The sequence below is a fragment of the Delftia sp. HK171 genome (assembly GCF_001886655.1).
GTDB classification, from domain to species: domain Bacteria; phylum Pseudomonadota; class Gammaproteobacteria; order Burkholderiales; family Burkholderiaceae_C; genus Comamonas; species Comamonas acidovorans.
Genome location: NZ_CP018101.1, coordinates 4,726,436 through 4,753,347, shown reverse-complemented (window position 1 = coordinate 4,753,347; position 26,912 = coordinate 4,726,436). Strand labels below are relative to the sequence as shown.

At 66.5% G+C, this 26,912-nt stretch carries 26 protein-coding genes and 2 tRNA genes; 19 read left to right on the top strand and 9 right to left on the bottom strand.

What is annotated here, in order from left to right:
* Window positions 1-99 precede the first annotated feature (99 nt).
* The 9 genes from thrS to BO996_RS21250 all read left to right on the top strand — a co-directional run bounded on the left by thrS (window position 100) and on the right by BO996_RS21250 (window position 8,280).
* A complete protein-coding gene (thrS, locus tag BO996_RS21290) occupies window positions 100-2,031 on the top strand; it encodes a threonine--tRNA ligase (RefSeq protein WP_071956349.1) in 1,932 nt (643 codons plus the stop codon).
* Window positions 2,032-2,111: 80 nt separating this feature from the next.
* Window positions 2,112-2,729 carry a translation initiation factor IF-3 gene (gene infC, locus BO996_RS21285; RefSeq protein WP_012206414.1) on the top strand — a complete coding sequence of 206 codons (618 nt, stop codon included), beginning with the start codon at window positions 2,112-2,114 and terminating at the stop codon, window positions 2,727-2,729.
* A 203-nt stretch (window positions 2,730-2,932) separates the two neighbouring features.
* Window positions 2,933-3,136 carry a 50S ribosomal protein L35 gene (gene rpmI / locus BO996_RS21280; RefSeq protein ID WP_012206413.1) on the top strand — a complete coding sequence of 68 codons (204 nt, stop codon included), beginning with the start codon at window positions 2,933-2,935 and terminating at the stop codon, window positions 3,134-3,136.
* A 26-nt stretch (window positions 3,137-3,162) separates the two neighbouring features.
* A complete protein-coding gene (rplT, locus tag BO996_RS21275) occupies window positions 3,163-3,522 on the top strand; it encodes a 50S ribosomal protein L20 (RefSeq protein WP_012206412.1) in 360 nt (119 codons plus the stop codon).
* A gap of 110 nt (window positions 3,523-3,632) precedes the next feature.
* Window positions 3,633-4,685, top strand: a complete 1,053-nt coding sequence (gene pheS, locus BO996_RS21270) for a phenylalanine--tRNA ligase subunit alpha (RefSeq protein ID WP_012206411.1) — start codon at window positions 3,633-3,635, stop codon at window positions 4,683-4,685.
* Between the two features lie 75 nt (window positions 4,686-4,760).
* Entirely contained in the window at window positions 4,761-7,208 is a 2,448-nt protein-coding gene (gene pheT, locus BO996_RS21265) for a phenylalanine--tRNA ligase subunit beta (RefSeq protein ID WP_071956348.1), read from the top strand.
* 33 nt (window positions 7,209-7,241) lie between these two features.
* Window positions 7,242-7,574, top strand: a complete 333-nt coding sequence (locus tag BO996_RS21260; protein WP_012206409.1) for an integration host factor subunit alpha — start codon at window positions 7,242-7,244, stop codon at window positions 7,572-7,574.
* A 188-nt stretch (window positions 7,575-7,762) separates the two neighbouring features.
* Window positions 7,763-8,173 (top strand): MerR family transcriptional regulator, encoded by a 411-nt coding sequence (locus tag BO996_RS21255; protein WP_013801679.1) that lies wholly within the window; start codon window positions 7,763-7,765, stop codon window positions 8,171-8,173.
* 30 nt (window positions 8,174-8,203) lie between these two features.
* Window positions 8,204-8,280, top strand: a tRNA-Pro gene (locus tag BO996_RS21250).
* Between the two features lie 120 nt (window positions 8,281-8,400).
* On the opposite strand, the gene BO996_RS21245 is transcribed toward BO996_RS21250, so the two are convergent.
* Window positions 8,401-9,399, bottom strand: coding sequence for a LysR substrate-binding domain-containing protein (locus BO996_RS21245; protein ID WP_071956347.1), 999 nt, complete (start codon window positions 9,397-9,399; stop codon window positions 8,401-8,403).
* A gap of 53 nt (window positions 9,400-9,452) precedes the next feature.
* On the opposite strand from BO996_RS21245, the gene ydiJ reads away from it, so the two are divergent.
* The 4 genes from ydiJ (at window position 9,453) to BO996_RS21225 (ending at window position 14,223) form a co-directional block, all read left to right on the top strand.
* Window positions 9,453-12,506: a D-2-hydroxyglutarate dehydrogenase YdiJ gene (gene ydiJ, locus BO996_RS21240; protein WP_071956346.1), complete on the top strand. Its 3,054-nt coding sequence runs from the start codon at window positions 9,453-9,455 to the stop codon at window positions 12,504-12,506.
* 107 nt (window positions 12,507-12,613) lie between these two features.
* A tRNA-Pro gene (locus BO996_RS21235) sits at window positions 12,614-12,690 on the top strand.
* 229 nt (window positions 12,691-12,919) lie between these two features.
* Window positions 12,920-13,270 carry a single-stranded DNA-binding protein gene (locus tag BO996_RS21230; protein WP_012206405.1) on the top strand — a complete coding sequence of 117 codons (351 nt, stop codon included), beginning with the start codon at window positions 12,920-12,922 and terminating at the stop codon, window positions 13,268-13,270.
* A gap of 134 nt (window positions 13,271-13,404) precedes the next feature.
* Complete coding sequence (locus tag BO996_RS21225; protein WP_012206404.1) at window positions 13,405-14,223, top strand: MetQ/NlpA family ABC transporter substrate-binding protein; 819 nt, start codon at window positions 13,405-13,407, stop codon at window positions 14,221-14,223.
* Between the two features lie 184 nt (window positions 14,224-14,407).
* On the opposite strand, the gene BO996_RS21220 is transcribed toward BO996_RS21225, so the two are convergent.
* From BO996_RS21220 to BO996_RS21195, 6 genes are all read right to left on the bottom strand, one after another.
* Window positions 14,408-15,133, bottom strand: coding sequence for a nitroreductase (locus tag BO996_RS21220; RefSeq protein ID WP_071956345.1), 726 nt, complete (start codon window positions 15,131-15,133; stop codon window positions 14,408-14,410).
* 4 nt (window positions 15,134-15,137) lie between these two features.
* A complete protein-coding gene (locus BO996_RS21215) occupies window positions 15,138-16,337 on the bottom strand; it encodes a thiolase family protein (RefSeq protein WP_071956344.1) in 1,200 nt (399 codons plus the stop codon).
* Entirely contained in the window at window positions 16,334-17,866 is a 1,533-nt protein-coding gene (locus BO996_RS21210; RefSeq protein WP_071956343.1) for an AMP-binding protein, read from the bottom strand. Before BO996_RS21210 ends, BO996_RS21215 begins: the two co-directional genes overlap by 4 nt.
* Window positions 17,859-18,452, bottom strand: coding sequence for a biotin transporter BioY (locus BO996_RS21205; RefSeq protein WP_012206400.1), 594 nt, complete (start codon window positions 18,450-18,452; stop codon window positions 17,859-17,861). Before BO996_RS21205 ends, BO996_RS21210 begins: the two co-directional genes overlap by 8 nt.
* A gap of 70 nt (window positions 18,453-18,522) precedes the next feature.
* Window positions 18,523-19,116: an energy-coupling factor transporter transmembrane component T family protein gene (locus tag BO996_RS21200; protein ID WP_071956342.1), complete on the bottom strand. Its 594-nt coding sequence runs from the start codon at window positions 19,114-19,116 to the stop codon at window positions 18,523-18,525.
* Window positions 19,117-19,133: 17 nt separating this feature from the next.
* Complete coding sequence (locus BO996_RS21195; RefSeq protein ID WP_071956341.1) at window positions 19,134-19,874, bottom strand: energy-coupling factor ABC transporter ATP-binding protein; 741 nt, start codon at window positions 19,872-19,874, stop codon at window positions 19,134-19,136.
* Between the two features lie 386 nt (window positions 19,875-20,260).
* Between BO996_RS21195 and BO996_RS21190 the strand changes: the two genes are divergently transcribed.
* The 4 genes from BO996_RS21190 to BO996_RS21175 all read left to right on the top strand — a co-directional run bounded on the left by BO996_RS21190 (window position 20,261) and on the right by BO996_RS21175 (window position 23,402).
* Window positions 20,261-21,142, top strand: a complete 882-nt coding sequence (locus tag BO996_RS21190) for a methionine ABC transporter ATP-binding protein (RefSeq protein WP_034395395.1) — start codon at window positions 20,261-20,263, stop codon at window positions 21,140-21,142.
* 68 nt (window positions 21,143-21,210) lie between these two features.
* Entirely contained in the window at window positions 21,211-21,876 is a 666-nt protein-coding gene (locus tag BO996_RS21185) for a methionine ABC transporter permease (protein ID WP_012206396.1), read from the top strand.
* A 62-nt stretch (window positions 21,877-21,938) separates the two neighbouring features.
* Window positions 21,939-22,769: a MetQ/NlpA family ABC transporter substrate-binding protein gene (locus BO996_RS21180; RefSeq protein ID WP_013801689.1), complete on the top strand. Its 831-nt coding sequence runs from the start codon at window positions 21,939-21,941 to the stop codon at window positions 22,767-22,769.
* An 84-nt stretch (window positions 22,770-22,853) separates the two neighbouring features.
* A complete protein-coding gene (locus BO996_RS21175) occupies window positions 22,854-23,402 on the top strand; it encodes an NADPH-dependent FMN reductase (protein WP_071956340.1) in 549 nt (182 codons plus the stop codon).
* Between the two features lie 81 nt (window positions 23,403-23,483).
* On the opposite strand, the gene BO996_RS21170 is transcribed toward BO996_RS21175, so the two are convergent.
* Window positions 23,484-23,972: a hypothetical protein gene (locus BO996_RS21170; protein WP_063325740.1), complete on the bottom strand. Its 489-nt coding sequence runs from the start codon at window positions 23,970-23,972 to the stop codon at window positions 23,484-23,486.
* Window positions 23,973-24,307: 335 nt separating this feature from the next.
* Window positions 24,308-24,946: an FMN-dependent NADH-azoreductase gene (locus tag BO996_RS21165; RefSeq protein WP_012206392.1), complete on the bottom strand. Its 639-nt coding sequence runs from the start codon at window positions 24,944-24,946 to the stop codon at window positions 24,308-24,310.
* Window positions 24,947-25,122: 176 nt separating this feature from the next.
* Between BO996_RS21165 and BO996_RS21160 the strand changes: the two genes are divergently transcribed.
* Window positions 25,123-26,052, top strand: coding sequence for a LysR family transcriptional regulator (locus tag BO996_RS21160; RefSeq protein WP_012206391.1), 930 nt, complete (start codon window positions 25,123-25,125; stop codon window positions 26,050-26,052).
* A gap of 115 nt (window positions 26,053-26,167) precedes the next feature.
* On the top strand, window positions 26,168-26,827 hold the full coding sequence (locus BO996_RS21155; protein WP_013801694.1) for an RBBP9/YdeN family alpha/beta hydrolase: 660 nt from the start codon (window positions 26,168-26,170) through the stop codon (window positions 26,825-26,827).
* Window positions 26,828-26,912: the final 85 nt, after the last annotated feature.

Here is a 26,912-nt window from a genome sequence, read left to right as displayed (position 1 = left end):
CTGCACGAGATTCACTCGACCCCAAGAAAGCGCGGACCTGGCTCCGCGCTTTTTGCTTTTGGGGGATGCGCGCCCCCTGAGAAATATTTTAGGAATCCCATGATCCACATTACGCTTCCCGATGGTTCGCAACGTGAGTACCCCGGCCCGGTCACCGTGGCCGAAGTGGCCGCATCCATAGGCACGGGCCTTGCCAAAGCGGCACTGGCCGGCAAGGTGGGGGCTGGCGAGGACGCCAAGGTGGTGGACACCAGCTTCGTCATCGACAAGGACATGCCCTTGTCCATCGTGACGGCCAAGGACCCCGATGGCCTGGAGGTGATCCGCCATTCCACGGCCCACTTGCTGGCCTATGCGGTCAAGGAACTGTTCCCGGATGCCCAGGTCACCATCGGTCCCGTGATCGAGAACGGTTTCTACTACGACTTCTCGTACAAGCGCCCCTTCACGCCAGAGGACCTGGTCGCCATCGAAAAGCGCATGGCCGAACTGGCCGCCAAGGACGAGCCCGTGGTGCGCCGCGTGCTGCCGCGTGACGAGGCCGTTGCGTACTTCAAGGGCATCGGCGAGAACTACAAGGCCGAGATCATCGCCAGCATCCCCTCCAATGAGGATGTGAGCCTGTACCGCGAAGGCAGCTTCGAGGATCTGTGCCGCGGCCCGCACGTGCCCAGCACCGGCAAGCTCAAGTTCTTCAAGCTGATGAAGGTGGCTGGGGCCTACTGGCGTGGCGACCATCGTAACGAGATGCTGCAGCGCGTGTACGGCACGGCCTGGGCATCGAAGGACGACCTGCAGCAGTACCTGCACATGCTGGAGGAGGCTGAAAAGCGCGACCACCGCAAGCTGGGCCGCGAACTGGATCTGTTCCACATCGACGAGCATTCGCCGGGCACCGTGTTCTGGCACCCGAAGGGCTGGTCCCTGTGGCAAGAGGTCGAGCAGTACATGCGCCGCGTGTACCGCGACAACGGCTACCAGGAAGTCAAGGGTCCGCAGATCCTGGACAAGACCCTGTGGGAGAAGACCGGTCACTGGGACAAGTACCGCGAGAACATGTTCACGACCGAGTCGGAAAAGCGCGACTATGCGCTCAAGCCGATGAACTGCCCTGGCCACATCCTGATCTTCAAGCAGGGCATCAAGAGCTACCGCGACCTGCCGCTGCGCTACGGCGAATTCGGCCAGTGCCACCGCAACGAGCCCACGGGCGGCCTGCACGGCATCATGCGCGTGCGCGGCTTCACGCAGGATGACGGCCACGTCTTCTGTACCGAAGACCAGATCCAGCCCGAAGTGCTGGCCTTCACCACGCTGCTGCAAAAGGTCTACGCGGACTTCGGCTTCAGCGACATCATCTACAAGGTCGCCACGCGCCCCGAGGCTCGCATCGGCTCCGATGAAAGCTGGGACAAGGCAGAAGCGGCGCTGATCAACAGCCTGGAGGCTTCGGGCTGCGAGTACGTGATCTCGCCCGGCGATGGCGCGTTCTACGGCCCCAAGATCGAGTACACGCTCAAGGACGCCATCGGCCGCCAGTGGCAGTGCGGAACCATCCAGGTGGATTTCTCCATGCCCGAGCGCCTGGATGCAGAGTACGTGGGCGAGGATGGCGACCGCCATCGCCCCGTGATGCTGCACCGTGCCATCGTCGGCAGCCTGGAGCGTTTCATCGGCATTCTCATCGAGCAGCACGCTGGCGCCATGCCGACCTGGCTGGCTCCCGTGCAGGCCGCCGTGCTCAATATCACCGACGCGCAGGCGGACTATGTGCGGGAAGTCGCACAAAAGCTGCAAAAAGCATTTCCGAATCAAGGCCTTAGGGTGGCGACAGATCTGCGCAACGAAAAGATTACGTATAAAATACGGGAGCATTCGTTGCAAAAGCTGCCTTACATCCTTGTTGCTGGCGACAAGGAGAAGGCCGCTGGTGCAGTGGCAGTGCGCGCACGGGGCAACAAGGACCTCGGTGTGATGTCGGTTGATGCGTTCATTGAACTCGTGGCCAAGGACATCGCGGCGAAGGCCTGATGGAGCATCTCCAAAGGCGGTAGCCGCTTGCGTGTACTGCACACAAGCGGCTACGCTGTTGTAGCAACTTAAATCCAAGGGTGAGAACCATAGCTACTGAATTTCGTGATCGGCGCCACCGTGAAGAGCGCAAGCATCGTCTCAACCGTGAAATCATGGCGCCTGAAGTGCGTCTGTCCGGCCCGGAGAACGAGCCGCTGGGCATCGTGCCTCTGCAGGAAGCGCTGCGCATGGCGGGCGAGCTGGACGTGGATCTGGTGGAAATTGCCGCCACTGCCACTCCACCTGTCTGCCGGTTGATGGACTATGGCAAGTTCAAGTACCTTGAACAGAAGAAGGCTGCCGAAGCCAAGGCCAAGCAGACCGTCATCGAAATCAAGGAAGTGAAATTCCGCCCTGGTACCGACGACGGCGACTACAACATCAAGCTGCGCAACATCCGCCGTTTCCTGGCCGATGGTGACAAGTGCAAGATCACGCTGCGGTTCCGCGGTCGTGAAATCACGCACCAGCAGATTGGTCTGGACCTGCTGAACCGTCTGCGTGACGATCTGGCGGATTCCATCCAGGTGGAGCAGTTCCCCAAGCTGGAAGGCCGCCAGATGGTGATGATGATCGCCCCTGCGCGCAAGAAGCCCACAGCTGGCGGCAAGCCGGCAGAAGTTTCTGCTGCACCTGCGGTGGCTGATAAGGCATAATCGCGGTTTCGCCCTTCGTTGAGGGGCGACAGAATTTGCAGGCCGTGCGCGAGTCGATTGCGCGGGGCGTGCGATGCAAGGGACATGGTTTCCATGTCCCTTGTTCTTGCCGGCCTTCGGGCTGGCACAGAAGTGTCTCGGGGCCAGCAAGTGCGCGCAGTGTTGCGAGCCGCCTCACGAGCACAAACAACAGGAGCATTCAAATGCCCAAAATGAAGACCAAGAGCAGCGCGAAGAAGCGTTTTCGCGTTCGTCCCGGTGGCACCGTCAAGCGCGGTCAAGCCTTCAAGCGTCACATCTTGACCAAGAAGACCACCAAGAACAAGCGTCACCTGCGTGGTGCAGTGTCTGTGCATGAGACCAACATGGGCTCTATCGCACAAATGCTGCCGATGGCTGGCCTGTAATTCACTGACGAACAAGGAGAAAACACATGCCTCGCGTCAAACGTGGTGTAACGGCCCGCGCCCGTCACAAAAAAGTTCTGGCCCTTTCCAAGGGTTTCCGCGGCCGCCGCGGCAATGTCTTCCGCATCGCCAAGCAGGCGGTGATGAAGGCTGGGCAATATGCCTACCGTGACCGCCGTGCCAAGAAGCGCGTGTTCCGCCGTCTGTGGATCGCCCGTATCAACGCCGCTGCACGTGAACTGGGCCTGACATACAGCCAGTTCGCCAACGGCCTGAAGAAGGCAGCCATCGAGATCGACCGCAAGATGCTGGCCGATATCGCGGTGCACGACAAGGCTGCGTTTAGCAGCATCGTTGATCAAGTCAAGGCCAAGCTGGCTGCTTGAGATAACGGTCTGCGGCCATCCTCGTGATGGTCTGCAGCGCAAACAGCAAGGGCTAGGGCTTGAAAAGGCTGCTAGCCCTTGTTTCTTTTCACAGTCGATAAAGAGTCGATATGAACGAGTTGGATTCTCTGGTCGAGAGCGCGCAGCAGCTGTTCGCGCAGGCACAAACCCCCGCTGATCTGGAAAACGCCAAGGCGCAGTTTCTGGGCAAGTCGGGCAAGGTGACCGAGCTCATGAAGGGCATGGCGCAGCTTTCCGTCGAAGAGAAGAAGTCGCGCGGAGCCGCCATCAACGTGGCCAAGCAAGGCATCGAGGCCGCGCTGACCGCGCGCCGCAAGGCCCTGGCCGATGCCGAACTGCAGGCCCACCTGAAGGCCGAGGTGCTGGATGTGACCTTGCCGGGCCGCCGCCGTGGCCAGGGCGGCCTGCACCCCGTGTCGCTGACGCTGGAGCGCATCGAGGGCATCTTCGGCTCCATGGGTTTCGATGTGGCCGAGGGCCCCGAGATCGAGTCCGACTGGTTCAACTTCACGGCGCTGAACACGCCGGAAGACCATCCCGCCCGTTCCATGCACGACACCTTCTACGTGGAAGGCGGCACGGAACAGGCTCCCAATCTGCTGCGCACGCACACCAGCCCCATGCAGGTGCGCCACGCTGTGCAGCACGTCAAGAAATACCGTGAGCGGCTCGACGCCGGCCAGGGCATGCCCGAGATCCGCGTGATCGCGCCGGGCCGCACCTACCGCGTGGACAGCGATGCCACGCACTCGCCCATGTTCCACCAGTGCGAAGGCCTGTGGATCGGTGAGAACGTCAGCTTCAAGGACCTGAAGGTGGTCTTCACCGACTTCTGCAAGACCTTCTTCGAGAGCGACGACCTGGTGCTGCGCTTTCGCCCCAGCTTCTTCCCCTTCACCGAGCCCAGCGCCGAGATCGACATCCAGTTCCAGAGCGGCCCGCTGGCCGGCCGCTGGCTGGAAGTGGCCGGCTCCGGCCAGGTGCACCCCAACGTGGTGCGCAACATGGGACTGGACCCCGAAAAGTACATCGGCTTTGCCTTTGGCATGGGGCCTGACCGCCTGACCATGCTGCGCTATGGCGTCAACGATCTGCGACTGTTTTTTGACGGCGATATCCGCTTCCTGTCGCAATTCCGTTGATCCGGCTGCAAGCCTTCGCCAAAGAGTCCGCCAGCGCCACGGCGCGCGGACTGAACCAACGCCAAAGAGTCTGATATGCAATTTCCCGAATCCTGGCTGCGCGAGTTCTGCAATCCGCCGCTGACCACCCAAGAACTGGCCGACACCCTGACCATGGCCGGCCTGGAGGTGGAGGAGCTGGAGCCCGTGGCGCCGCCGTTCACCAAGATCGTCGTCGGTGAGATCAAGGCTGCCGAGCAGCATCCCAATGCCGATCGCCTGCGCGTGTGCCAGGTCGATGTGGGCGGACCCGAGCTGCTGACCATCGTCTGCGGCGCGCCCAACGCGCGCGTGGGCATCCGCGTGCCCTGCGCCACGGTGGGCGCCGAGCTGCCGCCCGGTGAAGATGGCAAGCCTTTCCTGATCAAGATCGGCAAGCTGCGCGGTGTGGAGAGCTTCGGCATGCTGTGCTCGGCACGCGAGCTCAAGCTGTCCGAGGACCATGGCGGCCTGATGGAGCTGCCGCTGGACGCGCCCCTGGGCCAGAACATCCGCGAGTACCTGAACCTGGATGACACGCTGCTCACGCTCAAGCTCACGCCCAATCTGGCGCATTGCCTGAGCGTCTACGGCGTGGCGCGCGAAGTGGCGGCGCTGACCGGCGCGCCGCTCAAGCCCCAGTCGTTCACGCCTGCCGCCGTGGGCGGGCAGGACAGGCTGGCCGTGAAGATCGAGGCGCCCGACCTGTGCGGCCGCTTCTCGGGCCGCGTGGTGCGCCATGTCAACACCCAGGCGAAGACGCCGCAGTGGATGGTCGATCGCCTGGCGCGCTGCGGCCAGCGCAGCGTGGCGCCGCTGGTGGACATCTCCAACTATGTGATGTTCGAGCTGGGCCGTCCTTCGCACATCTTCGACCTGGACAAGATCTACGGCGGCCTGCAGGTGCGCTGGGGCAAGGAAGGCGAGCAGCTCAAGCTGCTCAACGGCAACACCGTCACCGTGGATGGACAGGTGGGCGTGATCGCCGATGACCGCGAAGTCGAGTCGCTCGCCGGCATCATGGGCGGCGACGCCACGGCCGTGTCCGACGACACGCGTCACATCTACATCGAGGCCGCATTCTGGTGGCCCAAGTCGATTGCCGGCCGTTCGCGCCGCTACAACTTCTCCACCGATGCGGGCCACCGCTTCGAGCGGGGTGTCGATCCCGAACTGACGGTCGAGCACATCGAGCGCATCACCGAGCTGGTGCTGCAGATCTGCGGCACGCCCGAGACCGTCTGCGGCCCCATCGACGACCAGCAGGCCAACATGCCCCAGCCCAAGCCCGTCACGCTGCGCGTGGCGCGTGCGGCCAAGGTCATCGGCATGCCGCTCACGCAGCAGCAGTGCCACGATGCGCTGGCCGGCCTGGGCCTGCCGGTGGAGCAGGGCGATGGCGTGCTCACCGTCACGCCGCCCAGCTTCCGCTTCGACATCAACATCGAGGAAGACCTGATCGAGGAAGTGGCGCGCATGGTGGGTTACGAGAACCTGCCCACGACCAAGCCGCTGGCGCCCATTGCGCCCAAGCTGCGCGCCGAAAACCGCCGCAGCCAGTTCGCCGTGCGCCGCGCGCTGGCCGATCTGGGTTACCAGGAAACCATCAACTTCAGCTTTGTGGAAGCCGCGTGGGAGAAGGATCTGGCCGGCAACGCCAATCCCATCCAGCTGCTCAACCCCATCGCAAGCCAGCTCAGCGTGATGCGCTCCAGCCTCATCGGCTCGCTCATGCAGGTGCTCAAGTTCAATGCCGACCGCAAGGCCGAGCGCGTGCGCGTGTTCGAGCTGGGCCGTGTCTTCCTCAAGGATGACAGCGTTGTTGACAGCGACACCACGGTCAAGGGCTTCTACCAGCCCATGCGCGTGGCGGGCCTGGCCTGGGGTGCTGGAGAGCAGCTGCAATGGGGCCGCGCCGAAGCCAAGGTGGACTTCTACGACGTCAAGGGCGATGTCGAGACGCTGCTGGCGCCGCGCAAGCCCGTGTTCGAGCCGGCCGAGCATCCGGCCATGCACCCGGGCCGCTGCGCGCGCGTGCTGCTCGATGGCCAGTCCATCGGCTTCATCGGCGAGCTGCATCCCCAGTGGCGCCAGCAATGGGATCTGGCACAGGCGCCCGTGCTGTTCGAGCTGGAGCTCGATGCCGTGCTGGCGCGCGAGGTGCCGGTGTTCAAGCCCGTGGCCAAGCACCAGGCCGTGGAGCGCGACATTGCCGTGGTCGTGAACGAAAAGGCCACGCATGCCCAGCTGATGCAGGCGGTGGAAGCTGCCCAGACCGGCGGCCTGCTGCGCTCCGCCGTGCTGTTCGATGTGTTCCGCCCCAAGGCGCTCAAGGCCGGCGAGACAGCGGCACCGGGCGCGCTGGCGCAGGACGAAAAGAGCCTGGCCGTGCGCCTGACGCTGGGCCATGACGACAGCTCGCTGACCGATGTGCAGATCGAACAGGCCGTGCAGGCCGTGCTCGAACAGCTGCAGCAACGCCTGGGCGCGCGCCTGCGCGCCTGATGGAAGGCCCATGCCGTGAAAGGAGATCCCGTGATGGAACTGACGGTGGAAAGTCTTGATTCGCCCGCGCTGACCAAGGCGCAGCTGGCGGACCTGCTGTTCGACGAGATCGGCCTGAACAAGCGCGAATCCAAGGAAATGGTGGATGCGTTCTTCGAGCTGATCTCGCAAAGCCTGGTGACGGGCGAGGATGTGAAGCTGTCGGGCTTCGGCAACTTCCAGATCCGCACCAAGGCGCCGCGTCCGGGGCGCAACCCGCGCACGGGCGAGGCCATTCCGATCGAGGCACGCCGCGTCGTGACCTTCCATGCGAGCAGCAAGCTCAAGGAGCAGATCCAGGAAGGCACGACGGGCTCCGCGTCCTGAAGGGTCGTCCCCGGGGCCCGGCTTGCCGTGGTCCAGCTGTCGTCAGCCTGTCTGCCTTGCGGTGGATGGGCTGTTTTTACGACAGGGTGCTGGCCTGCAAGCGAGCTGTGCAGTAGGCTCGGCCTTCTTCCCGGATCGGCATCCGCGCACCAGCGGCATTGCACATCCTGACCTCATCCACATTTGCCATGGCTTCACTTCTGCCCCAGATTCCCGCCAAGCGCTACTTCACCATCGGTGAGGTCGCGGATCTGTGCGACGTCAAGCCGCATGTGCTGCGCTATTGGGAGCAGGAGTTCACGCAGCTGCGTCCCATGAAGCGGCGCGGCAATCGCCGCTACTACCAGCACCACGAAGTGCTGATGATCCGGCGCATCCGTGAGCTGCTGTACGAACAGGGCTTCACCATCAACGGCGCGCGCAACCGCCTGCGTGAGGCCTCGGGGTCTGCCGTGGTTCCCGCGCTGCAGGCCGGTGTCGTGGTGTCGGCGCCGGCTGCCGCGCCGCTGCTCGGCGGCGATGCCGCGGCCAGCGTTCCGCTGGAGCCGGAGGCCGTGCGTGAAGAGCTTTTGCAGATTCGTGCGCTGCTTTCTATTTGAGAGCAAAAAGCTGTATATAATTGAATTCTTCGGCGTGTAGCGCAGCCTGGTAGCGCACTTGCATGGGGTGCAAGGGGTCGCGAGTTCGAATCCCGCCACGCCGACCATAAATGAATACGGACCACAGCTTCTGGCTGTGGTCCGTTTTTCTTTGTGCCATCGCCAACCGCTACCAACCGCTACCAACCGCTACCAACCGCTGAAGGGGAGCGGCCGTTGCGCAGGAATCAACCCTGGGCGCAGGTTGCAAGCAGCCATTGCCGGAAGGCTGCCAGCGCCGGCAGTGTCGCGTTCCTCTCGGGATAGACCAGGTAGTAGCTGCGCTGGCTGGGGATGGCGTCTCCCACCACGTGCAGCTCACCGCGCGCCATCTCCTCTTCCACCAGCACCCGTGGCACCAGGCCCACGCCCATGCCTGCCAGCACGGCCTGTATCAGGTGCGAGGTCAGCTCGAAGCTCGGCCCTATCCGCATCTGCCGGTGATCGAGCCGATAGTGCGTGAACCACTCGCTCCAGGCCTGCCGGTTGCTGGCCACCGTGAGCAGCACCTGCTGGCCCGCCCAATCCGGCGAGGCTGCTGCCTGCCCGGCCTGCTGCAGCGCCTGCGGGCTGGCCACCGCCACCAGAAACTCGTGGTACAGGCGATGCGCGGTCAGCCCGGGCCAGTCTCCCGTGCCCACGGTGATGGCTGCGTCTATCTCTGCGCTGTCGAAATCGATATCGCCGATGCGCGAGTGGATGTGCATCGTCACCCCGGGCTGCGCCTGGTAGAAGCCATGCAGGTGCGGCAGCAGCCATTTGGAGCCGAAGGTGGGCAGGGTGGCCAGGTTGAGCGTGCCACCGCCGGACTGGCGTGACATGGCCTGCAGGGTGGCGCTGCGTATGCGGCCCAGCGCGGCGCCCAGGTCGATGAAGTAGCGGCGCCCCACGTCGGTCAGGCGCACCGTGCGCCCCTCGCGGCGGAACAGGCTGATGCCCAGCTGCGCCTCCAGCGTCTGCACCTGCCGGCTGATGGCGCTCTGGCTGAGCGACAGCTCCTCGGCCGCACGCGCATAGCTTTCGTGGCGCGCGGCCGCCTCGAAGACCAGCAGCAGGGACATGGAGGGCGTCAGGCGTCGGTAATTCATGAGTTTTATGCAGTGTTTGCGGCAGCAATTTTCGTTTGTTCCAGAGGAAGAGTGTAGAGATACTTGCGGCCATGGTCGGCCTGAAATCGTGTATTGCATGCATAGGTTTCCTGGGCTGATCGCCTGCAACAAATCTCCCCACCTTGCCTTCCATGTCGATTGCCCCACTGCCACACGCCAGCGCCCCCGTGCCTGCCCAATACCTTGAGTTTCTGGAAGCGTTGAAGGCCGCCGGCTTCGAGGGCGACGTGGACACGGACCATGCCAGCCGCACCGTGCTGGCCACGGACAACTCCATCTACCAGCGCATGCCGCAGGCGGCCATCTACCCGCGTCACGCCGAGGATGTGGCCAGGTCGGCGCAGGTGCTGGCGCGGCCTGAGTTCCGCGATGTGGTGCTGACACCGCGCGGCGGCGGCACCGGAACGAATGGCCAGTCGCTCACGCATGGCGTGACCATGGACTTGTCGCGGCACATGAACGGCATCCTCGAAATCAATGCCGAGCAGCGCTGGGTGCGCGTGCAGGCCGGCGTGGTCAAGGATCAGCTCAACGCTGCGCTCAAGCCATACGGACTGTTCTTTGCCCCCGAGCTGTCCACCTCCAACCGCGCCACCATCGGCGGCATGATCAACACCGATGCCAGCGGGCAGGGCAGCTGCACCTATGGAAAGACGCGCGACCACGTGCTGGCGCTGGACTTCGTGCTGCTCGGCGGCGAGCGCCTGCACAGCGTGCCGCTGGATGCCGAGGCGCTGGAGCGCATGTGCGCCGATTCGGGGCGCATCGGCAAGGTGCACCGCACGGCGCGGCGCATCAGCGAGGACCAGGCGGAGTTGATCGAGGCCAGATTCCCCAAACTCAACCGCTGCCTCACCGGCTATGACCTGGCCCATCTGCGCGAAGGTGACGGGCGCTTCAACCTCAACAGCGTGCTGTGCGGCGCCGAAGGCTCGCTGGGCTTCGTTGTGGAGGCGCGGCTCAACGTGCTGCCCATTCCCCGCTATTCGGTGCTGGTCAACGTGCGCTATGCGGGCTTCATGGATGCGCTGCGCGATGCGCGCGCGCTGATGGCGCACCGGCCGCTGTCCATTGAGACGGTGGATTCCAAGGTGCTGTTGCTGGCCATGAAGGACTTCGTCTGGAGCAGCGTGGCCGAGTACTTTCCGCAGGACGGCCAGCGCCCTACGCTGGGCATCAACCTGGTGGAATTCAGCGGCGACGATCCGCAGGAGGTCGATGGCCGCGTGCAGGCCTTCCTCGCGCACCTGGGCGCCGACGCCTCGGTGGAGCGGCTGGGCCACACGCTGGCGGCAGGCAATGCAGCGGTGCACCGCGTCTATGCCATGCGCAAGCGCGCCGTGGGCCTGCTGGGCAACGTGGCTGGCGAGGCGCGGCCCCAGCCCTTTGTCGAAGACACGGCCGTGCCGCCCGAGAACCTGCCCGAGTTCATTGCCGAGTTCCGCGCGCTGCTGGACAGCCACGGCCTGCAGTACGGCATGTTCGGCCACGTCGATGCCGGCGTGCTGCATGTGCGCCCCATCCTGGACATGAAGAACCCCGTGGACGCCGCCCTGGTGCGCCCCATCTCCGACGCGGTGGCCGAACTCACGCAGCGCCATGGCGGCCTGCTGTGGGGCGAGCACGGCAAGGGCCTGCGCTCCGAATATGTGCCGGCCTTCTTCGGCGAGCTGTATCCCTCGCTGCAGCAGCTCAAGGCCGCCTTCGACCCGCACAACCAGCTCAACCCTGGCAAGATCGCCACGCCTCCGGCCAGCAAGACCTTGCTGCTCAAGGTGGACGGCGTCACCACGCGCGGCGAGCTGGACCGGCAGATCGACGAGCGCGTATGGCAAAGCTATGGCGCGGCCATGCACTGCAACGGCAACGGCGCCTGCTACAACTTCGACCCGGACGATGCCATGTGCCCGTCCTGGAAGGCCACGCGCCAGCGCGTGCATTCGCCCAAGGGCCGGGCCTCGCTGATGCGCGAATGGCTGCGCCTGCAGGGGCAGGCCGGCGTGAACGTGCTGGAGGTCGCGCAGCGGCCCCAGCCCTTCCTGTCCAGCCTGGCCGCGCGCTGGCGCAACAGCCGCGCGGCGCGCCGCGGCGAGGCCGATTTCTCGCACGAGGTCTATGACGCCATGGCCGGCTGCCTGGCCTGCAAGTCCTGCGCCGGGCAGTGTCCCGTCAAGGTCAACGTGCCCGAATTCCGCTCGCGCTTTCTGGAGCTCTACCACCGCCGCTACCTGCGGCCCGTGCGTGACTACCTGATCGGCTCGCTGGAGTTCACCATGCCGTGGCTGGCGCGCATGCCCGCGCTCTACAACGGGGTGATGGGCTCGCCATGGATGCGCGATGTGCTCAGCCGTCGCATCGGCATGGTCGATGGCCCGCTGCTGAGCCGGCTGGACCTGGCAGCCACCTTGCGGCAATGGAAGGTGCGCGCGGCCGATGCGCAGGCGCTGGCCGCGCTCACGCCCGAGCAGCGCGCGCGCAGCGTGGTCATCGTGCAGGACAGCTTTACCCGCTACTTCGAGACCGGCCAGCTGCAGGTGCTGATCGAGCTGGCGGCGCGCCTGGGATTCCAGGTCTGGCTGGCGCCGCTGCTGCCCAATGGCAAGCCGCTGCATGTGCAGGGATTCATGGGCGCCTTTGCCAAGGCGGCCATCCGCAATGCCGCGCAGCTGGCGCAACTGGCGCAGTCCGGCGTTGCGCTGGTGGGGCTGGATCCGGCCATGACGCTGGCCTATCGGCAGGAATACCTCAAGGTGCCGGGCATGGGCGAGGTGCCGAAGGTCGCGCTGCCCCAGGAGTGGCTGCTGCAGGTGCTGCCCGAGGCGGTGACCAGCGTGGCCAGCGTGGCCTACCGGCTGCTGCCGCACTGCACTGAAAAGACCAACGCGCCCGACAGCGGCAAGCAGTGGACGCAGCTTTTCGAGCGGCGGGGGCTGCGCCTGAGCGTGGAGGCGACGGGCTGCTGCGGCATGTCGGGCACCTACGGGCATGAGGCGCGCAACCTCGAAACCTCCAAGACCATCTATGCCCAGTCATGGGAGAAACAGATCGAGAGCAAGCAGAACCTGGGCGAGCCGCTGGCCACCGGCTATTCCTGCCGCAGCCAGGTCAAGCGACTGTCTGCCCGCCAGCTGCGCCATCCGTTGGAGGCCTTGCTGGACCACGTGCGCGCCACGCATCAGGGGTGAGAAGATGCGGGGGCTGATCGTCGCCATTTCAGGAATTTGCAGACATTTTTGAAAAATCTCTGCGTTTTCCCTGAAGGCCTGTTTTTAGTCCCTATAATTCAATGCTTCGGCGTGTAGCGCAGCCTGGTAGCGCACTTGCATGGGGTGCAAGGGGTCGCGAGTTCGAATCCCGCCACGCCGACCAAAACGCAAAGCTCCTGACGGAAACGTCAGGAGCTTTTTGCTTTGTGCGTTCGTTTTTTGCGCGTTCGATTTTGCTTGCGATGGCGCCTTGCCGCGAAGAGCAAGGGCAAGTGCAAGTACAGCTTCGCCAGGCAGGTCCATCACGGATGGCGAGGGCAGCCAGCGCATGAAAAGTCCATGCACCGCGAAGATGCGCGTCCCGGTCTGGGCACGTAAAACCTGCACCTACAATGGCGTCTTTTGTAACTGACGATTTCTTCTTGGTCTCGCACATGATGGATGGACTGATTACCGGCAGACTCACCGGTACGCCCGAACACCGCAGCGACCGCAATCGGCGCCCCTTCATGGTGGCCCGCGTGCGCTCCGAGGCATCTGATGGCACCTCCATCCCGGTCAACGTGGTTGCATTCGATGCCCAGGCCTGCGAGGTGCTGCGCAATCTGATCGAAGGCGATGCCGTGGCGCTGCGTGGCAGCTTCACGCCCAAGGTCTGGATAGACCGCCAGGAGCAACCCCACCCTGTGCTGGACGTCGTGGCCCACCAGGTGATGGCAACGCCCGAGTTCCAGGACCGCTGACGCCCGCGCTGCGGCGCCGGTTGTGAGCTACTGAAAAAACTGTCTAGCCGCAGTGTGCCGGTACGGCCGCCGGGCGCTGTGTTGGCGCTACAGTGTGCGCCTGTGTTTTTGACAGGTTACAAGGAACCGCATCCATGCCCACCAAGCGCCATTTCCTCCGCCGCACGCTCACGGCCGCCGCGATTGCCAGCACCGCCGCCATGACCCTGCTGGCCATGCCCGCGCAGGCGCAGGACAAGCCCATCAAGGTCGGCGTCACGGCCGGCCCGCACGCCCAGATCATGGAACAGGTCAAGAAGGTCGCCGAGAAGAACGGCCTGAAGATCCAGATCGTGGAATTCGGCGACTACGTGCAGCCCAATGCCGCGCTGTCTGCCGGTGACCTGGACGCCAACAGCTACCAGCACCGCCCCTACCTCGACGCCCAGGTGCGCGACCGCGGCTACAAGATCGGCTGGGTGGCCGACACGGTGAATTTCCCCATCGGCATCTATTCCAAGAAGATCAAGCAGCTGGCCGACCTGCCCCAGGGCGCCAAGTTCGGCATCCCCAACGACCCCACCAACGGTGGCCGCGTGCTGCTGCTGCTGCAGGCCCAGGGCCTGATCAAGCTCAAGGAAAGCGCGGGCCTGAAGGCCACGCCGCTGGACGTGGTCTCCAACCCCAAGAAGCTGCGCTTCGTGGAGCTGGACGCAGCCCAGCTGCCACGCTCGCTGGATGACCTGGACGCCTCGGCCATCAACACCAACTTCGCGATCTCGGCAGGCCTGAACCCCAAGACCGATGCCATTGCGCAGGAAAACGCCAAGAACCCCTATGTGAACATCCTGGTCGCGCGCGATGCCGACAAGGGCAAGCCCTGGGTGGCGCAGCTGATCAAGGCCTACCACTCCGATGAAGTGCGCCAGTTCATCGATGTGCAGTTCAAGGGGTCGGTGATCCCTGCATTTTGATAGGAAGCACCCCCTGAGCGGCTGACGCCGCTTCCCCCTCTCTCGCTTCGCGGGAGGGGGACGACACCCTCGCTTCGGGGCGGCCCTTGCTCGGTGTCCCTCGCTTTGGGTTGCGCCGGTTTCGGTCGCCGTGTTCAGTGCGAGGGAGGGCTGAATTGCAAAAGCTGCCATTGGCAGCTTTTTTTCATTCCCCCAGCACTTTGAAATATTCGCCCAGCGGTGCGCGGGTGGTCTGGGTGCGGTTGACGGGGGCGGCCTCGTCGGGCCAGCCCAGGGCCAGGCCGCAGACGATGTGCTCGCCGGGCGGCAGGTCGAGCACGCGGCGCACGGTGTCGGGGTAGGAGGCCAGGGCGCCGATGGCGCAGCTGCCCAGGCCCTGGGCGGCTGCGGCCATTTGCAGGCCGTACAGGGTCATGCCCAGGTCCATGTAGCCGCCTGCGCCGAAGCGGGCGTCAATGCTCACGACCAGGGCCACGGGCGCATCGAAGAAGTGGTAGTTGCGGCCGAACTGCGCGTCGCGCCCGGCGCGGTCCTCGCGGGCCACGCCCAGGGCGCTGTACAGGGCCTGGGCCGACGCCACCTGGCGCTTGCGCAGCGCCATGGGCATGGGGCGGGGGAAGTAGCCGTAGTCCTCGCGCTCAGGTGCTCCGCCTTGCCAGTCGGCCAGCAGTGCCTGTGTGAGTGCACCGCGCAGGCTGCCGCGTACCTGGATGAACTGGCCGGGCTGCAGGTTGCCGCCGCTGGGCGCCCGGCGGGCCGATTGCAGCAACTGGTGCAGCAGCGCGTCCGGCACAGGATCGGGCCGGTAGGCGCGCACGGAGCGGCGCGCGTGCACCAGGGCTTCATGCGCATCGCCAAAGGGAAGGGTGTCGAACGGTGGTTTGGCGGACATGGGAAATGCGGAGTCCATGGATTCAAAGCGCCTGCACCAGGCAGGCCGCGCCTATGCCGCCCGCACCGGCAATGGCGGCCAGGCCCAGGGCCGGTCTGTGGGCTGCTGGCGTGCGGTGCAGGTCGCAGAGCATGCGCACCAGCGCAACCGCGCCCGATGCGCCTATGGGATGGCCGCGCGCCAGGCCACCGCCGCCAGCGTTGAGCTGCTGCAGCGGCAGGCCCAGGGTTTCGGCAAAGGCCAGGGCCTGCACGGCGAAGGCATCGTGCAGCTCCACAGCCTGGAGCTCTGCCGCAGTCAGGCAAGGCAGCTGCAGCGCTGCGGCTCCACGCTCCAGCACCTGCTGGGCCGCCAGTGCGGCGGCGACCAGCGGTGTTTCGGGCGCATGGCCCAGCGAGGCACTGGCCACCCAGCGGGCGCGTGGCTGCAGGCCCAGGCGTGCACAGGCCTGCGGCGTGGCCAGCAGCACCAGGGCTGCGCCATCGGCCTTGGGCGAGATGGTGGGCGTGCTCAGCGCATGGCGCTGGCGTGCATGGGCGTCAACGGCTCCGCTCGCTTCGGCCACCACGGGCATGCGGGCAACGCGGGCCGGGTTCAAGGCGCGCGGATAGGCGTCGTGGTCCAGCCCTGCCATGGGCACGATCTCTTGGGCCAGCCGGTCGCGGTGCGCGAGCGCCAGCGCGTGGCTGTGGATGGCATGGGCCTCCTGGACGGCGCGGGTGATGCCATGGGCCAGCGCATGGTCGGCGGCCGATTGCAGCAGGTCCGGGTCACGTGCGGGGTCGGGGGCGAACGCGGGGCGGTCATAGGTGACGGGCAACTCGTCTGCATGGCGCGGGCGTGTCTGGCGGATGGGGGCGCGGCTCCAGGCCTCGGCACCACCGGCCACCACGATATCGGCCTGGCCCGACAGCAGCAGGCCCGCAGCCAGGGCCACGCTGTCCAGGCCAGAGCAGCATTGAGTGTCCACGCTGTGGGCCGCGCAGCGCTCCGGCAGGCCCGCAGCCAGGGCCAGCATGCGGGCCGGGTTGCCGCCTGCGCCCAGGGCGTTGCCTAAGACCACGGCATCCACGGCCCGGGCAGGCAGGCCGGCCCGGGCCAGCAGGGCCTGGAGCACGGGCGCGCCCAGTTCGTGCGCGGCAAGTTCACGCAGCGCACCGCCCACGGGGGCGACGGGGCTGCGCGCCCAGGCCAGGATGACGGGGGCGTCTTGCGGGTTCATGGCAGGGGCAGCAGTGCGGGTTCGCCGGGCAGTGCCCGGCCAGTGTCCGTGTCCGTGGCGGTGGCGGTGGCAGTGGCAGTGGCAGTGGCCGCCAGCGCGCGCGCCAGCCGGCCATGGTCGGTCTTGCCGCTGGCGGTCTGCGGCCAGTCGGTGCAGCTCCACCATTGGCGCGGCAGCTTGTAGCTTTCCAGGCGCTCGCGCAGCCAGGCCGCCAGCGCCTGTGCGGAGCCTGCGGGCGCGGCGCCGTGCCATTGCACGACGGCGTGCACCTGCATGCCGCGCAGGGCGTCGGGCAGGCCTTGGATGGAGACCTGGGCCACGCCCGGGTGCGCGGCCAGCAGGGTTTCGACTTCCTCGGGGAACAGGTTCTTGCCCTGGGTGACGAGCATGCGGCTCTGGCGCCCGGCCAGGCACAGCTGGCCGCCGGCATCGATATGGCCCATGTCGCGCACGGACAGCCATTCGCCGTCGCGCAGTGCGGCCGTGCCGTCGCGCGCCTCGCCCACATAGTCCATGAACAGCATGGGGCTGCGCATGTAGATCAGGCCGTCCTCGCCTGGCTGCAGGGGCTGGTCGCCGGGCTGCTGCGTGGCGGGGCGGATCTGCAACTGCACATTGCTGAAGGGCCGGCCCACGGCCTGGGGCGGGGCCTGTTCGTCGGCCTCCATCCAGGCGATGAAGCTGGCCTCCGAGGCACCGTAGAACTCGATGATGCGTGCGCGCGGAAACAGCGCGCGCAGGGCCGGGGTCTGGGCGCGCATCCAGCGCGCGCCGCTGATCATGATCAGCTCCACCTCGGGGATGGGCGCCAGCGCGCGGTGTGCGGCCCATTGCAGCATCAGCAGCAACTGGCTGGGCACAGCGACCAGGCAGGGCGCCTCGCCGCGCGCCAGCGAGGCCAGGCAGCGCGCTGCCGAGAACCGCTCCTGCACCACGGCGCCTTCGCCGCACCACAGGCCCTGCATCACGCCGAACAGGAACAGCGAATGCGAGATGCGCCCGGGCGCCATGGTGCGCTGCGCGGCCACGGGGCCGAAGTCCTGCAGGCAGACGCGAAAGCTCTCTGTCCACGAACGGTGGTGGCGCATGAAGCCCTTGGGCAGCCCGGTGCTGCCCGAGGTGAAGCCGGTGTAGAAGGCGCCGGTGGCCGTGGCCTCGGCCAGCGGGCTGGGCGCGGTGGGAAGCCAGCCTTCGATGCGCTGGCGCACGGCCTCGGGCCAATCGGGGTCGGCAACGGCGGCGCAGCGGCCGCTGTGCAAGATGGCGAGGAATTCGACGATGGCATCCACGGTGCTGGCGCTGCCGCCCGTGTCCAGCAGCAGCATCTCTGGCGCCTGGCCGGCCACCAGCGCGGCCGAGCGCTGCAGCACGGCGGCATGCAGCGCGGCAAAGCTCCATTGGCCCGCCTCGCTTTGCAGCGCCATCGCATCGGGGCGCTGCCGGGCCCAATGCTCCAGCGGGCCATGGACCAGGGTCCACGGGTGCTGCAGCGGCGCGGCCAGCGGGTGGGGCGCGAGCGGCTCAACCATGCTGGCGGCCTCCGAACGGCCAGTCCGGCATGCCGCGCGCCACCGTGTGCACCACCAGGGCGCACAGCACGCACTTGATCAGATCTCCGGGCACGAACAGCAAGGTGGCCATGAAGGCCTGCGACAGGCTGAGCTTGGCCATCAGCATGAGGCCCAGCACGCCAAAGGCATGCAGGGCCACCAGCCCGCCCAGCGCCGAGGCTGCAAAGGCGCTGAACGCCGCGCGCCGGGGCGCGCCCTGGGGCAGCGCACGCATGACCAGGCCGGCAATGCAGGCCGCCAGCGGGTAGCCCAGCAGGTAGCCGGCCGAGGGCGCCATGAAGACGGCAATGCCGCCGCGCCCGCCCGACAGCAGGGGCAGGCCCACGGCCACGGCCGCAAGGAACAGCAGCATGGACTGCATGCCGCGCCAGGGGCCGAGCATCACGCCGGCCAGCATCACGCCCAGCGACTGGATGGTGATGGGCACGCCCAGCGGCAGGTCGATCTTGGGAATCAGGCCCATGACCGCCATCAGCGCCGCAAACAGCGAGACCTGGGCCATGGAGCGCGCGGAGGCGCGTGAGACGGTGGAGGGGGCGGTCATGGACGTTTCTCGGAAGGTTCTCGCAAGGCTCTTGCGTATGGATCGGTCGGGAAATGGGGCAGGGCAGGCCTCAGCGGCCCAGGCGCGCCCACAGCGCGTCGGACACGCGGCGCGTGGCCTGCAGCATGTGGATGGTCAGCGGCGCAATCAGGCGCAGGCCGCCGGCGCGGCCCGTGCGCAGCCTGTGGGCATCGTCCATGCGCTTCCACTGCACGAAGAAATGCTCGGTGAAACGCAGCATCAATGCCAGCTGCAGGGCCACCTGTTCGGAGGAGATGCCGATGCGCTCCAGCGGCGCCAGCAGCCGCTCCAGCACATCGACCAGATCGCTGGGGCGTGTGCTCACGGTCAGCGCCATGCCCAGCGTGGAGGCGCAGACCAGGCGCAGCGCGCTGGCGGCGGCCAGGGCGTAGTGCTGCATCCACACATGGAAGGCAGCGACCAGCAGGGCGGCCACGGTGACCGACAGCATGAGCCGCCGTGCGCCCTCGGTGGCGCGGCCCAGCGACAGCCACAGCAGGCCGCAGGCGGCGCCGGCCAGGGCCAGCAGCCACGGTGAATCGATGAGGAACAGGCCCGTTCCCAGCAGCGCCATGAGCAGCAGCTTGCGGCCCGCGCTCCAGGCATGGAGCCAACTGGTGTATTCGCTGTAGAGGCTTCCCATGGTGGCCCGCTCCTGCGTCAGTCCTGCGCTTGCAGCCGGCGTGCCACGTCGGCTTCATAGGCCGCGCAGACCTCATGGCCGGGGCCGTCTTCGCGCACTTTGCCGCGCTCCAGCCAGAGCACGCGGCCAAAGCTGCGCACGTGGTCCAGCACGTGGGTGGAGACCAGCACCTGCTGCTCGGCGGCCGCGATGTCCCGGGCCAGCCGCGCCTGGCCCGGCAGGTCCAGGCTGGCGAAGGGCTCGTCCAGCAGCAGCACGCGCGGCGCGGCAATGAGCAGGGCCAGCCAGCACACCTGCTGGCGCTGGCCCTGGCTGAGCCCGGCCACGGCGCGCGGTGCCCAGTCGGCCAGGCCGCGGCTGGCCAGCAGGGCGCGGGCGCGCTCCGTGGCCTCGCGCCGCGAGATGCCTGAAGGGCGCAGACCCAGGGCCAGCTCTTCCTCCACGGTGGGGAAGATGATCTGGTCGTCGGGGTTCTGGAACATCAGCCCGACCTGGCCCGGGCGCCGCGCACGGGCCTCGTGCAGTTCGGTGCCGTCCAGCAGTACGCGCCCGGCCTCGGGCGCATCCAGGCCGCACAGCAGGCGGAACAGGCTGGTCTTGCCGGCGCCGTTGTCGCCGATGAGGCCCACGCGCGGCTCGTCCAGCCTCAGGTCGAGGCCGTCAAAGACTGTTGTGATGCCGCGCCGCAGGCGCACGGCTTCCACGCGCAGGCTGGCGGCGCTGGCAGGACGGTCGGCAGTTCGGGAGGATTCGGGCATGGCAAAGGAAAGCGGGCACTTACCTGTAATGCACGCAACCGCAAGGGATCTTGCCGTTGTACAGGCCTGTCGGGGGCGGATTCTAGCAATGCCGTCCAGGCCGTACATCAAGGCTTGAAAGACGGCAATCGATATAAGCACCGTATTTTTTATTCTTTTGTTTGAACAACGTTTTGCAACACACTCGTTAGAACACTAATGACGGCAGATCCTGGGGATTCGCCTGTGCTTGGCGACGACGCAAGACAACGCATGGCCATCGGCTTGCAACTGCGTCCAACTCCTCAGCACAGGGCCCGGAAATTGCGCGCCATTGCCTGGAGATGGCGGTGCAAAGGCTGCCGTTGCCGATCCCAGGACCGTTTTCACTGCCGAACCGAGACTCCATGACCGTCCAGACCGCCCATTTGGCCCCGGAAAACGCGCTGATCCGCCTGCGCGACCTGCAAAAGAAATTTGTAACAGCCGATGGCAAGCACTTCGATGCCGTGCGCTCGGTATCGCTGGACATTGGCCAGGGCACGGTCTTCGGCCTGATCGGCAAGAGCGGTGCGGGCAAGTCCACGCTGCTGCGCCTGATCAACCTGCTCGAGCGTCCCGACAGCGGCGAGGTGGTGGTGGCAGGCCAGCGCCTGACCGACCTGGGCCGCCGCGCGCTGCGCGAGGCGCGCCAGAACATCGGCATGATCTTTCAGCAGTTCAACCTGCTGCAGAACGCCACCGTGTTCGAGAACGTGGCCTTTCCGCTGCGCATCCACGGTGGCCATTCGCGTGCCCAGATCGAGCAGCGCGTGCGCGAGTGCCTGGACATCGTCGGCCTGACTGACAAGGCGGCCAGCCATCCTGCCCAGCTGTCGGGCGGGCAGAAGCAGCGCGTGGCGATTGCGCGCGCCCTGGCGCCGCGCCCGCAGGTGCTGCTGTGCGACGAGCCCACCTCGGCGCTGGACAGCGAGACCACGCGCTCCATCCTGGCCACGCTGGCCGACATCAACAGCCGCCTGGGCGTGACCATCGTCATCGTCACGCACGAGCTGGCCGTGGTCGATGCGCTGTGCAGCGAGGTGGCCATCATCGAACAGGGCCAGGTGGCCGAACGCTTCACGCTGCCCGCCCTGCCGCAGGGCCGTGCCTACGAGGCGCCGCAGCGCGCCACGCTGCTGGGCAGCGAACTCGAGGCCCTGCGCGTGGAGCGCGCCGACAAGGCCCTGCGCGAGCGCGGCGCCACCCGCCCCGTGGTGCTGCGCGCCGTGGGCGGCTCCGAGCACTGATGGGGCTTTCGCCCGTTCCCGCTTTTCGCCTCTTCCTGTTTTTCCCTTCTTTTCGCTTCCGCATTCCCATGTCTGAAAACATCGTCGAAATCCTGCCCGAGCTGTGGCTGGCCATGGGCCAGACCCTTTTGATGCTGGGCATCGGCCTGTCGGCCGCCGTGCTCATTGGCGGCCCGCTGGGCGTGCTGCTGTTCCTGCTGGGCCCCGGCCAGTCGCTGGACAACCGCCCGGCCTTCGCCGTGCTGAACTGGACGGTCAACACCGTGCGGTCCTTCCCCTTCATCATCTTGCTGGTCGCCCTGGTGCCCTTCACGCGCTGGCTGGCCGGCACCTCCATCGGCCCGCTGGCTGCGGCCGTGCCGCTGTCCGTGGCGGCCATTCCCTACCTGGCACGCCTGGTGGACCAGTGCCTGCGCGATGTGCCGCGCGGCGTGATCGAGGCCGCGCACGCCATGGGCGCCTCGGAGCTGCAGATCGTCTGGCGCGTGCTCATCGTCGAGGCGCGTTCGGGCCTGGTGCTGGCGCTGACCGTGCTGGCCGTGAGCTTTCTGTCGTACTCGGCCATTGCCGGTGTGGTGGGCGGCGGCGGCATTGGCGATCTGGCCATCCGCTACGGCTACTACCGCTTCCAGACCGATGTGATGGTGCTCACCGTGACCATCCTCGTGGCCATGGTCCAGGTCATCCAGTTCGTGGGCAACACGGCGGCCCGCCGCCTGGACAAGCGCGGCTGAGCGCGCTGTCCAGACCCGCTTTCTTCTTTCTTCCCGCTCTCTCCCCAAAAAAGGATTCCGACATGACCGCATCCCTTTCCTTCGTGCGCCGCCATCTGCTGGCCTCGGCCGCCGCCCTTGCCGCTGCCAGCGTGCTGGCGCTGCCCGCCCACGCCCAGGCCGACAAGAAGCAGCTGGTGATCGGCGGCACGGCAGGCTCCAACATCGACCAGCTCAAGCAGGGCATCGTGCCGCTGCTGCAAAAGAAGGGCTATCAGGTCAAGCTGGTGGAGTTCAACGACTACGTGCAGCCCAACCTGGCGCTGGCCCAGGGCTCGCTGGATGCCAACTTCTTCCAGCACCGCGTCTACCTGCAGAAGTTCGCGGCCGACCAGAAGCTGGATCTGGTGGAGCTGGTGCAAGGCCCCATTGCCCCCCTGGGCGTGTATTCCAAGACCCGCAAGACCCTGGCCGAGGCCAAGGAAGGCGACCGCGTGACCCTGCCCAACGACCCCAGCAACCTGGCGCGCGCGCTGGTGCTGCTGGAGCAGGCCGGGCTGATCAAGGCCAAGCCCGGCATCGATCCGCTGCGCGTGTCTGAAAAGGACCTGGCCGAGAATCCGCGCAAGCTCAAGTTCATCCCGCTGGAAGCCGCACAGCTGCCGCGTTCGCTGGGTGACACCGAGTACGCCATCATCAACGGCAACTTCGCCATCTCCTCGGGCCTGAAGCTGACCGAGGCCGTCTCGCTGGAAAAGACCCCCGACCACTACCTGAACGTGGTGGCCATCAAGAAGAAGGACCAGGGCACGGCATGGGCCAAGGACCTGGCCGAGGTCTACCGCTCCGCCGAATTCAAGGCCGTGGTGGACAGCAAGTTCCAGGGCTACGCCAAGCCCTCCTTCCTACAGTGAGCCCGCTGAAGGCGGCCACATAATGGCTGCTTGCGGGAGGGGCGCCTCCCGCCCGTTTCCCGCCATTTCCTCCAGGAGCAATGCATGAGCCAGATCAAGGTCGCTGTCATCGTGGGCAGCCTGCGCAAGGATTCCTTCAACCGCAAATTCGCCGACGCCATTGCGCGCTTGGCGCCCGAAGGCCTGGTCTTCGAGCAGGTCGCCATCGACAGCCTGCCCCTGTACAACCAGGACCATGACGGCAATGAGGTGGATGTGGTCAAGCAGTTCCGCGCCCAGATCCAGTCGGCCCAGGCCGTGCTGTTCCTGACGCCCGAGTACAACCGCTCGATTCCCGGCGTGCTCAAGAATGCGCTGGACCAGGGCTCGCGCCCCTACGGCAAGAGCGTCTGGGCCGGCAAGCCCGCTGCCGTGGCCGGCGTCTCCGTGGGTGCCATCGGCACGGCGCTGGCGCAGCAGCACCTGCGCAATGTGCTGGCCTACCTGGACATGCCCACGCTGGCCCAGCCCGAAATCTTCATCCAGGCCAAGGATGGCCTGTTTGCCGAAGACGGCTCCATGGGCGCCGGCAGCCGCGACTTCGTGAACGGCTTCGTGCAGAAGTTCGCTGCCTGGGCGCGCAAGCACCAGTGAGCGGTGCGGCAAGGCCGCTCAAGACACAAAAAAGCCCGGCAATGCCGGGCTTTTGCGTTGGGGGGCCTGCGAGCGCAGAGCTCAGGAAGCGGGAGACGGGTTGGCAATCGCCGCAGCAGGGCGCGCGGCGGACGATGCCTTCTCGCGCGCCTGGGCCTGGTCGATGGCGTCGATGATCACCACGCCCGTCGACTTGACGCCGGGCGCCGAAAAGCCGGCACCGGGCGTCACGCCGGGATGGGCCAGCAGCTTGCGCGTCATTTCCTGGTTCAGCTGCTGCTGGCTGGGCTTGGCAGGGGTGGGCGTGGCGGCGGGCTGCTCGGGCTCCTCGGGCGCAGGTGCCTCGTCGGTGTTGCGCACATAGCTGCGGTACACGCGCGAATTGAGCTGCTCCTGATCCTGCTCGCGCTGGTACTGCAGGAACTGGTAGACGCCGATGCCCAGCACGGTAATGGCCAGCAGGGACACGGCAATCACCGTGATCACCAGGTTTTCATCGGACGGCGGGCGGACATGGACATGGACAGGGCCGCGGGGCCGGGCATGGGGACGGTGGCTTGTGGCTGGCATGGATGGAAGGCAGTGAATGCAATAAGGCTGCCTGGATATCGGCAGGTCCGCCGTCCTTCTGAAATACAGACGGTTCGTGTCGGACACAGCCGCGAATAGGGCGGTGATGGTTCAGCCTACCAGCTTCGTGTGTCTGCGAAAGCCCATCGCGCATTGCTTTTTTCAAAGGAGGTGCAGAGGCGGATACCTCTTTTATTCGCCACAGTCCATTGGGAGCATTCCGGACGGGTCGGCACGGCCGCTGTCGTGCCTATCCAAAAGCAAAAGCGCCTGGGCCGAAACCCAGGCGCTTGTCCATTCATTGAGCAGGCAGCCCCTGCGGGCTGCAATGGCCATCAGGCGGCGATGGCCGCTTCCTGATTGGCGGCAGCCGCTGCGCGCACGATGTCGCTGCGGGCCGATTCCAGGGCCTTGGCCTTGGACTCATCGCCCATGGCCACGCCTTCTGCGCGCACGATGCTCACATCGGTGATGCCCAGGAAGCCGAACACCGTCTTCAGGTAGCTTTCCTGGTGCTCCAGGGCCTGGCCCATTTCGCTGGTGGAGTACACACCGCCGCGCGTGGAGGCCACGATGACCTTCTTGCCCTTGGCCAGGCCTTCGGGGCCGGCTGCGGTGTAGCGGAAGGTGCGGCCGCCCTGGGCGATGCGGTCGATCCAGGCCTTGAGCTGGCTGGAGATGGTGAAGTTGTAGAACGGAGCGCCGACCACGACCACATCGGCCGCCAGGAACTGGCTCACCAGGGCTTCGGAGATGGCGTTCTGTGCGCGCTCGGCTTCCGTCGTGGCGGCCTGGCCGGTGCGAAAGCCCATGGACACTGCGTTCAGGTGGTCGGGGGCGTTCACGGCCAGATCCAGGTATTCGACCTTGGCGCCGGGGTTGGCGGCGACCAGGGCAGCCACCGTCTGGGCGGTCAGCTGGCGGGACACCGAAGCGGCGCCGGTGATGGAAGAGTCGATGTGCAGCACTTGCATGGAAAAGCTCCTGAGATGTCGGTTGGGATCGCGGTTGGGATCGGCCACTCGGGAAAGCTTGTAGGGCCGACGATGGGATCAATTGTGAATTTGGACAGAGTCTTTGATAAGCCGCCGAAATTGCGATAGATTGTCCTGAATTTGCAGTCAATGAGCACAGGGGAGGGACGCGCGACGTGATGGATCTCAACGACATGCTGTACTTCGCCGAGGTGGTGGAGCGCGGCGGCTTTGCCTCTGCCGGGCGGGCGCTGGGCATACCCAAGTCGCGGCTGTCGCGGCGCGTGGCCGAGCTGGAGGCCCGGCTGGGCGTGCGCCTGCTGCAGCGCACCACGCGCAAGCTCTCGCTGACCCAGGTGGGCGAGGCCTATCTGCGCCACTGCCAGGCCATGCGCGATGCGGCCCTGGCCGCCGCCGACACCGTGGCCGAGGTGCAGACCGAGCCGCGCGGCACCATCCGCGTGAGCTGCCCCGTGACCCTGGCCCAGACCGTGCTGGGCGAGCTCATGCCCCAGTTCCTGCAGCGCTGCCCGCTGGTGCATGTGGAGATGCAGGTGACCAACCGGCCCGTGAACCTGGTGGAGGAGGGCATCGACGTGGCGCTGCGCGTGCGCCCCAGCCTGGAGGACAGCGGCTCCATGGTCGTCAAGCGGCTGGATGTGGCGCGCCAGATCCTCGTGGCCAGCCCGGAGCTGCTGGAGCGCCAGGGCACGCCGCGTGCACTGGCCGACCTGCAGCACCTGGACAGCATGTCCATGTCGGCGGTGGATGGCCAGTCCAGCCTGCTGCTGGTCGGCCCCGAAGGCCGCGAGCAACGCCTGCAGCTGCAGCCGCGCTACGTGGTGGATGACCTGCTCACGCTGAAATTCGCGGCGCTGGCCGGCAGCGGCATGTGCTGGCTGCCCGACTACATGTGCCACGAGGAACTGGCCGAGGGCCGGCTCGTGCACCTGCTGCCGGGCTGGGAGCCGCCCCAGGGCATCGTGCACGCGGTCTTCCCCTCGCGGCGCGGCCTGGCGCCGGCCGTGCGGCATTTCCTGGACTTCCTCGGCGAGACCGTGCCGGGGCGCAACAGCCATGCCACGCGCGAGCCGGCGGCACGCTAGGGTTGGGTTGCACCTCGCCACGCCATAAGAAAACAACAAAACGTTCGTTGGGATAGTTGGCGGTGTTCTCCACAATCGGGGCCCATGTCCAGCAATGGACAGTCCAGGAGAACCCATGAATCCCCACCGCATCATCATCGTGCCCGGCTGGCGCAACTCCGGTCCTGACCACTGGCAAAGCCTGTGGGCGCAGCAGCTGCCGCATGCCGAGCGCGTGGAGCAGGACGACTGGCTGGTGCCCCATCGCGATCCCTGGGTGGCCGCGCTGGAGCAACTGGTGCTGTCCCGGCCCGAGCCCGTGGTGCTGGCCGCCCACAGCCTGGGCTGCATCACGGCCGCGCACCTGGGCCCCGAGGCCAGTGCGCGCGTGCGCGGTGCGCTGCTGGTGGCGCCGGCCGATCCCGAGCGCCGTGCCCAGCTGGCCGACTTTGCGCCCGTGCCCTATGCGCCACTGCCGTACCGCAGCGTGCTGGTGGCCAGCAGCAACGACCCCTACTGTCCGATCCGCCGGGCTGGCGCCTATGCGCGGGCCTGGGGAAGCGAGTTCGTGCGGCTGCAGAACGCGGGGCACATCAATGTCGAATCAGGCTTTGGCGACTGGCCCCTGGGCCTGGCGCTGCTGCAGTCGCTGATGCAGGGCGACAGCTGGCAGCCGGCCCAGCCCCGGCCTGCCGTGCGTTCGCCGCGCTCGCCGCGTCCGCCGCGTGTGGCGGCTGCGCATGCCTCCGTCTCTGCGGGCACTGGCGCTGGCGCGCCATGGGCTGCCGGTCTGTGACGGGCCGGCGGGTGACCGCGGGCAGGGCGGTTCTTTATATGGTGACAGGCCATTAACAAACAAAAATATATTCTTTTGAGTTTTA